General features: G+C 62.6%; 12 protein-coding genes. 4 read left to right on the forward strand and 8 right to left on the reverse strand.

Annotated elements, in window-relative coordinates:
* Window positions 1-37: 37 nt before the first annotated feature.
* The 3 genes from ASD58_RS19680 (at window position 38) to ASD58_RS19690 (ending at window position 3,302) form a co-directional block, all read left to right on the forward strand.
* Entirely contained in the window at window positions 38-1,696 is a 1,659-nt protein-coding gene (locus tag ASD58_RS19680) for an ATP-binding protein (RefSeq protein ID WP_255357341.1), read from the forward strand.
* A complete protein-coding gene (locus ASD58_RS19685; protein WP_057262902.1) occupies window positions 1,693-2,313 on the forward strand; it encodes a hypothetical protein in 621 nt (206 codons plus the stop codon). The genes ASD58_RS19680 and ASD58_RS19685 overlap by 4 nt, the downstream gene beginning before the upstream one ends.
* A 290-nt stretch (window positions 2,314-2,603) precedes the next feature.
* Complete coding sequence (locus ASD58_RS19690) at window positions 2,604-3,302, forward strand: hypothetical protein (RefSeq protein WP_229210030.1); 699 nt, start codon at window positions 2,604-2,606, stop codon at window positions 3,300-3,302.
* A gap of 286 nt (window positions 3,303-3,588) precedes the next feature.
* Here the strand turns inward: ASD58_RS19690 and ASD58_RS19695 are convergent, their stop codons facing one another.
* The 8 genes from ASD58_RS19695 to ssuE all read right to left on the reverse strand — a co-directional run bounded on the left by ASD58_RS19695 (window position 3,589) and on the right by ssuE (window position 10,744).
* Entirely contained in the window at window positions 3,589-3,792 is a 204-nt protein-coding gene (locus tag ASD58_RS19695) for a hypothetical protein (RefSeq protein WP_057262903.1), read from the reverse strand.
* A gap of 208 nt (window positions 3,793-4,000) precedes the next feature.
* Window positions 4,001-5,761, reverse strand: a complete 1,761-nt coding sequence (locus ASD58_RS19700; RefSeq protein ID WP_057262904.1) for an amidohydrolase — start codon at window positions 5,759-5,761, stop codon at window positions 4,001-4,003.
* 4 nt (window positions 5,762-5,765) lie between these two features.
* Window positions 5,766-6,332, reverse strand: coding sequence for a YceI family protein (locus ASD58_RS19705; protein ID WP_057262905.1), 567 nt, complete (start codon window positions 6,330-6,332; stop codon window positions 5,766-5,768).
* 127 nt (window positions 6,333-6,459) lie between these two features.
* On the reverse strand, window positions 6,460-7,266 hold the full coding sequence (locus tag ASD58_RS19710) for an ATP-binding cassette domain-containing protein (protein WP_057262906.1): 807 nt from the start codon (window positions 7,264-7,266) through the stop codon (window positions 6,460-6,462).
* 9 nt (window positions 7,267-7,275) lie between these two features.
* Window positions 7,276-8,034 carry an aliphatic sulfonate ABC transporter permease SsuC gene (ssuC, locus tag ASD58_RS19715; RefSeq protein ID WP_057262907.1) on the reverse strand — a complete coding sequence of 253 codons (759 nt, stop codon included), beginning with the start codon at window positions 8,032-8,034 and terminating at the stop codon, window positions 7,276-7,278.
* Window position 8,035: 1 nt separating this feature from the next.
* Window positions 8,036-9,184, reverse strand: coding sequence for an FMNH2-dependent alkanesulfonate monooxygenase (gene ssuD, locus ASD58_RS19720; RefSeq protein WP_057262908.1), 1,149 nt, complete (start codon window positions 9,182-9,184; stop codon window positions 8,036-8,038).
* A 10-nt stretch (window positions 9,185-9,194) separates the two neighbouring features.
* Entirely contained in the window at window positions 9,195-10,175 is a 981-nt protein-coding gene (locus ASD58_RS19725) for a sulfonate ABC transporter substrate-binding protein (RefSeq protein WP_057262909.1), read from the reverse strand.
* An 8-nt stretch (window positions 10,176-10,183) separates the two neighbouring features.
* Window positions 10,184-10,744, reverse strand: coding sequence for an NADPH-dependent FMN reductase (gene ssuE / locus ASD58_RS19730; RefSeq protein WP_082565540.1), 561 nt, complete (start codon window positions 10,742-10,744; stop codon window positions 10,184-10,186).
* A 129-nt stretch (window positions 10,745-10,873) separates the two neighbouring features.
* Here ssuE and ASD58_RS19735 point away from each other — a divergent pair, with 129 nt between their 5' ends.
* Window positions 10,874-12,061 carry an acyl-CoA dehydrogenase family protein gene (locus ASD58_RS19735; RefSeq protein ID WP_057262910.1) on the forward strand — a complete coding sequence of 396 codons (1,188 nt, stop codon included), beginning with the start codon at window positions 10,874-10,876 and terminating at the stop codon, window positions 12,059-12,061.
* Window positions 12,062-12,064: the final 3 nt, after the last annotated feature.

Genomic DNA, 12,064 nt, shown 5'->3' on the forward strand with positions numbered 1-12,064 from the left:
ATCATTTATTGAACTGCTTGCACCCCTCTTATTAATCGTGGGGTTGGCGGCGTTTATCCTGCTGATATGGGAGAACCGCAGCCTAAAGAAGCAATTACAGGCGCGGGAAGCCGCGCTGAGGCAAACCCAGATTCAAAATGAAAAACTTGGCCGGCACCGGATCGACTTCCTGGCGGCCATGAGTCACGACATCCGCACCCCGCTGGCCGGCGTGATCGGCATGCTGAAATTTGCGCTGCGCGACCGCACCATCGCCGACCGCACGGTCGAATACCTGCGCATCGGCCTGAAGAACAGCGAAGCCTTGCTGGCCATCCTGAACGACCTGCTCGATTTCTCCCGCATCGATGCAGGCCGCCTGTCGATCAACACCCAGGACCTGGACCTGATCGACATCATCGACGAAGCCATCACCATCCTGCGTCCGCAAGCTGACGCCAAGGCCCTGCTGCTGCGCTGCGAACTGGCGCCCGGCCTGCCGCGCCATGTACAGGGCGACCCGAATCGCATCCGCCAGATCCTGCTCAACCTGCTGGGCAATGCCATCAAGTTCACGGAGCGCGGCGAGGTACGGCTGCGCGCATCCGGTGAAACGACCGACGGCCTGGCGCGGGTCAGCTTCAGCATCAGCGATACGGGACCTGGCATTCCGCTGGAAATGCTGCCACGCCTGTTCCGCAAATTCGAGCCGGCCGACCTCTCTTCCACCCGCCGCGCCGACGGTCCCGGCCTTGGCCTGGCCATCTGCAAGGAGCTGGTGGACCTAATGGGCGGCCAGATCGAAGCCGATACCCGCATCGGCAAAGGCACCACGCTGCGCTTCTCGCTGCCGCTGGCCCTGGGCGGACCGCCGGAACAGGACCCGGTCAAGATCCCGGCCCACCTGCGCCATGCCTACCGCCTGCGCGTGCTGTGCGCGGAAGACGTGCGCACCAACCAGATCATCATCAGCACCCTGCTGGAAGGCATGGGCCATGAAGTGACCGTCGCCGAAAACGGCCTGGAAGCCCTGCGCGCCCTGCATGAAAGAGACTTCGACGTGGTGCTGATGGATGGCCGCATGCCGCAAATGGACGGCGAGCAGGCGGCGCGCCTGGTGCGCCGCGGCGGCAGCCAGGACTTCCCGTCACGCGACCCGCTGATCCCGATCATCGCCCTCACCGCCAATGCCAGCGACCTCGATCGCGCCCGCTACCTGTCGGCCGGCATGGATGCCTTCCTCAGCAAGCCGGTCGACGAGCGGCTGCTGTTCGACCAGCTCGAAAAAACCATCGCCCAACTGCTCAATCGCGGCCGCAGCCTGCCGCGCACCGCCCCCACGCTGGCGGAACTGGACGACATGTTCGGCGTGGAGCCGGCTAGCCCGGCGATCCATATCCTGCCGCTCAGCGGCATGACGGCACGCCACCAGCAGCGCATCGCGCAAGCTTTCCTGGAGGAGGCGCCGCGCCGCCTGGACGAAGGCCGCCTGGCGCTGCAGAACGGCGACGGCGAAGGCGCCACCAGTGCTTTCCACGCGCTGAAAGGCAGTTGCGGCTACCTGAGTGCGCCGGAACTGCACACCCTGTGCCATCAAATGGAAAAAGCCAGTGCGGCCGGCGATCTGGAATCCGCCTCCACCTTGTTGCCGGAACTCGAAACGTTGATCCTGCAAGCTTGCGCCGACCTGCGTCGCGACGATACGATAGCTGCATGACGACACAACGCGCCTGGGTGCGCATGCCATCCGGCCGGCGGCTGGACTTGCTGGACCCCACGCCCTTCGATTGGGACGACGCCGACCTGGCACTGGGCCTGGCACGCACCTATCGCTGGGGCGGCCACTCGGCCTGGCCCCTGCCGCTCTCCGTTGCCCAGCACTCGATCACGGTATTGCAATTGCGCCGCCTGTGGTCGCCCGCCCCGCTCGATCCGCTGCGCTGCTTGCGCGAGCTGCTGCACGACGCAGAGGAAGGCTTGCTCGGCTTCGACTGCATCTCGGTGCTCAAGCCCTTCCTTGGCGACAGCTTCCGCGAGCTGAGCCAGCGGCTGGAACAGGCCGTCTTCCTGCGCTATGGCTTGCCGGCCTGGACGCCAAAGGAATACCAGGTCCACAAGCGCGCCGACCGCCTGGCGGCAGCGAGCGAAGCCGTGCACGTGGTGGGCTGGAGCGATGAAGAAGTGCGGCGCACATTGAAGATTACCGCCGTGCCCTTACACGAAGATCCATTGCAAGCCTTATACGGCGAGCCGGCCTGGGAACCCTGGCCGCCGGGGCTCGCTTGTGAACGTTTCCTGGATGAACTGAATCGCCTCAAGGCGGCGGCTTCATAGTCCGGATGATAAAATTGCCGTAAAGCGAAGTTTTTAAAGACGAAATTTCAGTTATCCACTCCTGCTGTGGATAAACGTGTGGAGAAGCGGCTCTTGACAGCCTGTTTCGCCTTTAACGACGCGGCTTTCAACAAATTGCCCAATTCTTTGGCAGCCGATTAGTCTGAATAGAATCAATGACTTAGCAAGGCAGAGTGCATGCCTTTTTGCAACTCACTGGGCCTTCGGAAAATATTTTGACAAAAGTTCTGGCGCGGAATAGTGTGTCCACAACCGACAAAGGAAAATGCATGGACGTGAAAGTTCCTGACGACGATTCAAGCGAAGGATGGATGATCGACGACGAGGCGCAAGCCAGCTCCGCCGAGCAGGCTCCAGGCACGAATCCCGCTCCATGGCGGGTGCTGATCGTCGATGATGACGTTGACGTCCACGTAGTCACGAAATTCTCCCTCAGCAATGCCTGCTTCATGGGGCGCCGCCTCAGCTTCCTGCATGCCTACTCCGGCGAAGAGGCCCTGACGACCCTGCGCAACAATCCGGATGTCGCCCTGGTGCTGCTGGACGTGATCATGGAAACCAGCGATGCAGGCCTGCGCGTGGCCAACCAGATCCGCTCGGAACTCAAGAACGAACTGGTGCGCATCGTGCTTCGCACCGGCCAGCCCGGCCAGGCCCTCGAGCACAGCATCATTCTTGACTACGACATCAATGATTTCTGGTGCAAGACCGACCTCACCACGCGCAAGCTGTTCACCACCGTGATTTCTTCGCTGCGCAACTACTCCGACCTGCAGATCCTGCAATCGCAACTGGCCAAATACAGCCAGCACCGCGAGCAATTCGCCGCGATCCTGCAAGGCCTGCAAAACGGCCAAGCGTGGTCGGGCCAACTGGTCATCGGCCAGCCTGCTTCGACTGTGGATATCCAGGTCCAGCCGGGCGCTGAACCAGGCAGTTTCAAGGCCTCCGGCCGCATCCTGAAATAACCACTGTACGCACGTACAGTGGTTATTTTGCGGTCATCTACCATCAAATTCCAGACAAACTGCCGTAAGTGGCGGATTGAAAAGGGCTTTTCCGATTATCCACATTGTCTGTGGATATCTTTGTTGATAAGAGGGTCTTGACAAGGCAAACAGCCCTCAACGACGCCATTTCCAACAAACTGCCTGTTCAATGTGCAGAAAAAAGCACCTTAAAAATCAACGACTTAAAATCTCACGAATTATCACATGCGTTCTTTAACTAATTAAAGTCGCGCGTTACTTTTCGTTAATTCTTGTGCATAACCTGAGCTGCCGCACGCCGTTGGGCCGGTTGCAGCAAGACGCGCTGGATGATGTGGGGAGCGATGTTATGGGACTTCATATACTCCACTGCGCACAAGGTGCTGAAACTGGCTTGCACCTCGATACCTCGGTCGACGATTGCACTGCGCGCCGCATCGACGCGTGGCAGGTATTGCAGCAGATCCATAAGAACACCTTCGGGCGGGGTGGGCGGTCAAGGAAGTATTGACCATGTCGCCAATAAGTCAATGGCCCGCCCGCAACAACTACTGCCGAGCTCGTGTCACCCCGTGGGGTCACACCCCAAGTGTGACACGAGCACAGCCGCGTCCCGCTGAGGCCGTGTCACACTTGGGGTGTGACCCCAGGGTGTGACACGGACTGGGCCGTAGGGCCTAGTGATTCTGGTAGCCGCCGAAGTGTTTGACCGGGCTCCACTCGGGCTGCACGGGCGGTAGGTCGGGGGCGTATTGGCCGAAGTCGGCGCCGGCGTGGACGATGCGGCCGTTGACCACCGTTAGCGCGCTCTCCAGCGTCTTGATTTCGGCTTCGGGGATGCTGAAGTAGTCCTTCGGCAGGATCACCAGGTCGGCGTATTGGCCTTTGGCGAGCTGGCCTTTCAGCTTTTCTTCGCCGCTGAACCAGGCACTCCCTTGCGTCATCAGTTTCAGCGCTTCGTAGCGGCTCAGGCGGTCCTTGGCCTGCCACAGCGGCATGCCACCGGCAGTCTTGCCGGTCACCGCCCAATAGATCGATGGCCACGGGCCATAGCTCGACACGCGCGTGCCATCCGTGCCCAGGCCGACCGGGATCTTCATTTCCAGCATCTTGCGGATCGGGGGCATCTGGCGCGCCTGCTCGCCATAGCGCTTCCAATAGAGCTCGCCCTGGAAGTACATGCGGTCCTGCACCGCCACGCCGCCACCCAGCTTCTTGACGCGCGCCAGTTGCTCCTCGCTGATGGTCTCGGCGTGGTCGAAGAACCAGCGCAAGCCGTTCAACGGCACTTCGCGGTTGACCTTTTCGATCACTGCCAGGTCGCGTTCGATCGATTCGCCGTAAGTGGCGTGGATGCGGAATGGCCAACGGTTCTTCACCAGCAGGCGCAGCACCGGTTCCAGCTCGCTTTCCATATGGCCCGGCATTTCAGGGCGCGGCTCGAGGAAGTTCTCGAAATCGGCTGCGCTCCAGACCAGGTTCTCCCCGGCCCCTTCGGTGTTGTAGCCATTGGCGTAGAACATATGGTCGTTGTGGTCCGGCTTGGCCATGGCCAGCCAGCGCTGGTAATCCTCCAGCTCCTTGCCGGGCTTTTGCGCGAACAGGTAGTAGGAGGTGCGCACGGTCAGCTTGCCGTCCCTGGCCAGCTCCAGGCTGACCGCGTAGTCGTCGGGATAGGCCTGGCCGCCGCCGCCCGCATCGATGGCGCTGGTCACGCCCAGGCGGTTCATCTCGCGGTAGAACTGGATGGTGGAATTCAGCTGCTGCTCGCGCGGCAGCACGCCGGTCTTGCCCAGCGTGGAATAAAGCACCATGGCATTGGGCTTGGCCACCAGCAGGCCGGTCAGCTTGCCGTCGGCGCCCAGCTCCACCACACCGTCCTTGTATTTGGTGTCCTTGTCGTAGCCCAGGACTTCAATGCCCTTCTTGTTCACGAAGCCAAGGCCATACAGGTAGAGGATGAATACGGGCTTGTCCGGCACCGCCTCATTCAGCTCTTCCAGCGTCGGCAGGCGCTTTTCTTCGAACTGGAATTCATTGAAACCGCCCACCACCTTGATCCAAGCGCCGTCCGGCGTGCGGGCCGCCTGTTCGCGCAGCATCTGCATCGCGCGCTTGAGCGAGGTCACGCCATCCCAACGCAGCTCGGCGTTGTAATTCAGGCCCTGGCGGATGATGTGGAGGTGGGAGTCGTTCAGGCCGGGAATGACCGTGCGGCCGCCGGCGTCGATCACTTGCGTGCCCGGCTTCTTCAGCTTGAGCACCTGGGCATCGCTGCCCACCGCAGTAATCACACCGCCCTTGATGGCTACTGCCTGCGCGAAGCTGCCTTCACGCGTCATCGTGGCGACTTTGCCATTGGTGATGATCATGTCTGTCGCAGACGCCTGCGACAGACCGGCAGCCAGCAAGGCTGCGGCCAGCAACGGTCTGTTCATGGGCTTATTCCTTGACGGACTCGATCGAGAAGCCGAGGGTCAGTTCGTCGCTGACATGCGGAGCGTATTTGCCGGCACCGAAATCGGAGCGCTTGATCTTGGCGACCGCATTGGCGCCGCAAGCGTCCTTCTTCAGCATTGGGTGCGGCATGCATTGGAAGGAAGTCACTTCCAGGTTCACCGGCTTGGTCACACCCTTGATGGTCAGATTGCCTTCCACACCTACCACCTTGTCGCCGTTGAACAGGAACTTGGTCGATTTGTAGGTGATGGCCGGATATTTGGCGGAATCGAGGAAGTCAGGACCTTGCAGGTGGCCGTTGAACAGGTCGGAACCGGTATTGACCGATTTCGGGTCGATGGTCACTTCCACCGAACCAGTCTTGGCGGCGCGGTCGATCTGGATCTTGCCGGTGGTGCTGTTGAACTTGTTCACCTGGGTCGAATAGCCGAAGTGGCTGTATTCGAAGCGGGAGAAAGAGTGCATTGGATCGATGGCATAGGTTTCAGGTGCGGCCGATGCGGCAAGCGAGAAACCAGCGGCGAGGGCAAAGGCGATCAGTTTTTTCATTGTCTAACACTCCAGGTGGGGGATGATGGCCCATTATGCGACGACTGCCGATCAGTGTAAAACGCATAATGTGCGCACTACCGATCGACTTTTTCGATAGTAGGCACCACTTGGGAGCGAAAAACAATCACCCTTTCGAGGTATCGGGCTGCAGCAGGCGCTCCAGCAAACGCCGTTCGAGGGCGGCAAAGGCGGCATCGCCGCGCTGCCTCGGGCGCGCCAGATGCACCGGCAGGTCCAGTGCTATGCGGCCCTGTTCCACCAGCAGCACGCGATCGGCCAGGGCCAGGGCTTCCTGCACGTCGTGCGTTACCAGGACGGCGGTGAAGCCGCGCTGGCGCCAAAGCGATTCGATCAACTGCTGCATTTCGATTCGCGTCAGCGCGTCGAGTGCGCCAAGTGGTTCGTCCAGCAGCAGCACGTTCGGTTCGTGCACCAGGGCTCTTGCCAGCGCCACGCGCTGCCGCTGTCCGCCGGAAAGCTCGGCCGGCCAGTCGTCGGCGCGTTCGGCCAGGCCGACTGTGGAAAGCGCGCCTGCGGCGCGGCCAAGTGCATACGGCAGGCCGAGCGCCACGTTCTGCAGCACCGTCTTCCATGGCAGCAGCCGCGGTTCCTGGAACATGATGCGCAGGCTGGCATCGGCGGCGCCGTTGCCGACGCGGGTGCGCCCTTCGTCAGCGATTTCAATGCCCGCGATCGCGCGCAGCAGCGTGCTTTTACCGCAGCCGCTGCGCCCCACGACGGCAACGAACTCGCCGGCTTTCAGGTTCAGGTCAACGCCATGCAATACGCGCCGCGCACCATAGGCTTTGCCCACTCCCTCCAGCACGATGCCGGCGCCCAGGCGTGCCACCGGCTGCCGCTCGGGTGGGGACAATTCCTGGCGCGCATAGGCCAGCAAGTCACTGTCGATCAAAGTTGGTGCCAGCAGCATGGACACTCCTTATCGGTAGGCTGGATTCCAGCGCAGGTAATGTTTTTCAAGGCCACGTGCCAGCATGTCGGCCAGCTTGCCCAGCACCGCGTACAGCAGGATGCCGACCAGCACCACGTCAGTCTGCAGGAACTCGCGTGCATTCATCGTCATGTAGCCGATGCCGGCCTGCGCAGAAATGGTTTCTGCGACGATCAGCAGCACCCATACCAGCCCTAGCGAGAAGCGCACGCCGACCAGAATCGAGGGCAAGGCCGCCGGCAGGATCACTTCGCGGTACAGCGGCCAGCCGCGCAAACCGTAGCTGCGCGCCATTTCGACCAGCCCGGCATCGGTCGAACGGATGCCATGGAAGGTGTTCAGGTAGACCGGGAAGAACACCCCTACCGCGAGCAAGAACAGCTTGGCCGTTTCGTCGATGCCGAACCACAGGATCACCAACGGTATCAGGGCCAATGCCGGGATGTTGCGCACCATTTGCAGCGTTGTATCGAGCAGGGTTTCCGCCTGGCGCCAGGTGCCGGTCAGCAGGCCAAGCACCAGGCCGGCGCTGGCGCCGATGGCAAAGCCGCTGGCGGCGCGCCACAGGCTGGTTTTCAAGTGCTGCCACAGCTCACCCGAGACGGCCAGCGACCAGAAGGCTTGTGCCACCGCCAGCGGTTCGGGCAGGATGCGGCTGGAGAGCCAGCCGATGCGCGCCGCCAGCTCCCAGGCCAGCAGCAAGGCAAGCGGCAATGCCCAGGGCACCAGCGCTTTGCGCCAAGCCATCTCAGGCCGCCTTCTTCGGCACGATGTTCGATGCCATGACTTCGCCGAAGGGGCCAGTCAGCGACTGTTCGCCCGCAGCCTTGCCTTTGCCCAGCAACGGAAACACCAGTTCGGCGAAGCGGTAGGATTCTTCCAGGTGCGGGTAGCCGGAGAAGATGAAGCTCTCGATGCCGAGCGCCTCGTATTCGCGGATGCGCGCCACCACGGTTTCCGGATCGCCTACCAGTGCCGTTCCCGCACCGCCGCGCACCAGCCCAACGCCGGCCCACAGGTTGGGCGACACTTCCAGCCTGTCGCGGCGGCCGCCGTGCAAGGCAGCCATGCGGCGCTGGCCGACGGAATCCATCTTGCTGAATGCCGCCTGTGCATTGGCGATGACGTCGTCGCTCAGGTGGCTGATCAACTTGTCGGCGGCAGCCCAGGCTTCCTCGCTGGTTTCTCGCACGATCACATGCAGGCGGATGCCGAAACGGATCTTGCGGCCATGGCGTGCGGCCCGCGCCCGCACGTCGGCGATCTTTTCCGCCACGGCGGCCGGGGGCTCGCCCCAGGTCAGGTAGACGTCGACCTGCTGCGCGGCCAGCTCGTGCGCCGCTTCGGAGGAGCCGCCGAAATACAGCGGCGGATACGGCTTCTGCGCCGGTGGGTACAGGGTACGCGCGCCTTTGACGGTAATGTGCTTGCCTTCAAAGTCGTAGCCCGCCTCGCCGCCCTCGCCTGCCAGCGCGGCGCGCCAGACGCGCAGGAATTCGTCGGAAATTTCATAGCGCTGGGCGTGGCTGGCAAACACGCCGTCGGCCTCCAGCTCCTGCTGGTCGCCGCCGGTTACCACGTTCACCAGCAGGCGTCCGTTGGACAGCCGGTCGAAGGTCGACGCCATGCGCACCGCCAGGCCGGGTGTGGACAGGCCCGGCCGCACGGCAACCAGGAATTTGAGCTGCCTGGTCACCGGAATCAGCGACGAAGCGACCACCCAGGCGTCCTCGCAGGAACGGCCGGTTGGCAGCAGTACGCCATCGTAGCCCAGCGTATCGGCTGCAACAGCGACCTGGCGCAGGTAATCGGCATCGACCGCGCGCGCACCCTGGGTGGTGCCAAGGTAACGGCTGTCGCCATGGGTTGGAATGAACCAGAAGATATCGGAAGTCATTTGGTGTCCTTCAAGGCTTGAGCAGGGCTTCCCTGACGATGATTGGTTTCGGAATCAGCTTGAGCGTGGCGAAAGCATCGGCCACTTTCTGCTGTTCCTGGATGACCTGCGCTGTCACCGGCAGCACGCCGTAGGCATAGCGGGTGGCCGCCAGTTCGACTACCGGCGGCTCCAGCCCGGTCTGCGCCGACAAGATGGCCGCCACCTCCTTCGGCTTGCCGGCGCCCCATGCATCGACCTTGGCCAGTTCGTCGATGACGATGCCGACAATCTCGCGGTTCTTTTGCGCATAGCTGCGCGAAGCGAGGTAGAACTGGTGGTTGGCTACCAGGCCTTTGCCGTCGGCGATGACCCGCGCCCCCAGCTGCTTCTCGGCTGCAGCCAGGAAGGGGTCCCAGATCACCCACGCATCCACGCTGCCGCGCTCAAAGGCGGCACGCGCATCGGCTGGCGGCAGGAACACGGTTTGCACGTCCTTGTATTGCAGGCCGGCCTTCTCGAGCGCCTTCAGCAGCAGGTAATGGACATTGGAACCTTTGTTCAGGGCGATCTTCTTGCCCTTCAAGTCCGCCACGCTGCGCAACGCGGACTGCTTGGGCACCACGATCGCCTCGCTGGCCGGAGATGGCGGCTCGTTTCCTACGTACACCAGGTCGGCTCCCGCTGCCTGTGCAAAGATCGGCGGCGCTTCACCTACCGTGCCGAAGTCGATGCTGCCCACGTTCAGGCCTTCCAGCAGCACCGGGCCGGCCGGGAATTCCGTCCACTTCACGTCGACACCCTTCTCGGCCAGGCGCATCTCCAGCGTGCCACGGCCCTTGAGCAAGGTCAGCGTGCCGTATTTCTGGTAGCCGATGCGCAGCACCTGCTTCTCTTGTGCCAGCGCGGCGGAAGGCAGCAGGCCGGCCGCTACGCCGGCCAGGAAAATGCCGATCGCAAAAAGTCCAAGGGTGCGGCGGCGCGTCGCCCGTGCTAGCTGGTATTGGTTCATGGGTTTCCTTATGCGGATTGAAGATCGTTGAATTCGCCGTGGCGCGGCAGCAGCGCTTGCGAAAGCGCGGCAACGCCTGCATCGACCCGCGCCGCAATCGGCAGAGCAAGCAGCAGGCCGCGTTCTTCGGTCCATTGCAGTTGCTGCGGCGTGGCGAAAATGCTGGCCAGAACGTGGCGCGCCTCCAGTGCCTGCAGCACCGGCCGCAGCGCGTAATCGAGGGCCAGCAAATGGGACTGGCTGCCGCCCGTCGCGATGGGCAGCACCACCTTGCCTGCCAGCCCGTCCTGCGGCAGCAGGTCCAGGAAGGCTTTCAGTATGCCTGCGAAGGAAGCCTTGTAGACCGGCGTGGCAATCACCACTGCGTCGGCATCGCGCACGGCCTGTAAGGCGCGCTGCACGGACGGGTCTTCCGCCAGCCCATGCAGCAAGGCGCGCGGCGGCAGGTCGCGCACATGGATGCGGCTATACCTGTGTCCCAGCACTGCCAGGCGTTCGCCGATGTGCTGCAGCAGACGATTGGAACTGGATGGTTGTGCGGGACTGCCGCTGATAAGCAAGATAGTCATGGGCCTAGCGTAAGGCGCACGGTTCGCCGGGCAAACGAATTGTTTCGCAAATAGATATTCAGTTTTCTTCGTGGACGCTTGCTCGCGTCGGCGGCAATACTGAAAACATCGCAACCCGAAAGACCTTCCATGACCAATGCATTACTCAAGCCACAGCCACTCGACCCGCTGGCGATCGCCGAGGAGTTGGCAAGCAGTTTTTCTGCCAGCGCCGTAGAACGCGACCGCCAGGGCGGCCACGCAGCACGCGAACGCCGCCAGCTGCGCGAGTCCGGCTTGCTCACTCTCTCCGTGCCGCGCGAATTCGGCGGCGAAGGCGCCAGCTGGATCACGGTGAACCAGGTGGTCCGCATTTTGGCGCGCGCCGACAGCGCGCTGGCCCACCTGTTCGGCTTCCACCACCTGCAGCTCGCCGGCATCCAGTTGTACGGCAGCGCGCGCCAGCAACGCGAACTGCTCACGGCCACGGTTGAACAGGGTCTGTTCTGGGGCAATGCCCTGAACCCGCTCGACCAGCGCACCGTCGCCACCGAACAGGGCGATGGCTTCGTGCTGTCCGGCGTGAAGAGCTTCAGTTCCGGCTCGGTCGGTTCCGACTGGCTCACCGTGTCGGCATGGCACGCGCCAACGCAAAGCGCGCTGATCGGCGTACTGCCAAGCACCAGCGAAGGTGTTTCGATCCGTCCTGATTGGGATGCTTTTGGCCAGAAGCAGACCGATAGCGGCAGCGTGGAATTCCGCGGTGTCGCACTGCCGGCCGGCCTGGTGTTGCAGCCGCCCGGCCAAAAGCCATCCCCGCGCGCCACCCTGCGCTCGCAGGTCGCACAACTGATCATGGCCAACCTTTACCTCGGCATCGCTGAAGGCGCCTTTGAAGCGGCGCGCAGCTTCACTAGCGAACAATCGCGTCCCTGGTTCGCATCCAATGTGGCCGCGGCAACCGAAGATCCTTTCGTGCAGCACCGCTATGGCGAGTTGTGGACCTTGCTGCGGCCCGCAGCCGTACTGGCGGGCCACGCCGCGCTGGAACTGGACGCGGTACTGGGCAAAGGCGCGCTGGTGACCGAACGTGAGCGCGGCGAACTGGCCATTTCCGTTGCCGAGGCCAAGGTGCTGTCGCATCGCGCGGGCATCGAAGTATCGAACCAGTTGTTCGAACTGACCGGCGCCCGCGCCACTTCCAGCAAGCTGGGACTGGACCGTTTCTGGCGCAACGTGCGCGTGCATACGCTGCACGACCCGATCGACTACAAGTACCGCGACCTCGGACGCTATGCCCTGCACCGCACCTTGCCTGAGCCGACAGCCTATTCCTGATCC

The sequence above is a fragment of the Duganella sp. Root1480D1 genome, assembly GCF_001427305.1.
Taxonomy (GTDB): domain Bacteria; phylum Pseudomonadota; class Gammaproteobacteria; order Burkholderiales; family Burkholderiaceae_D; genus Rugamonas.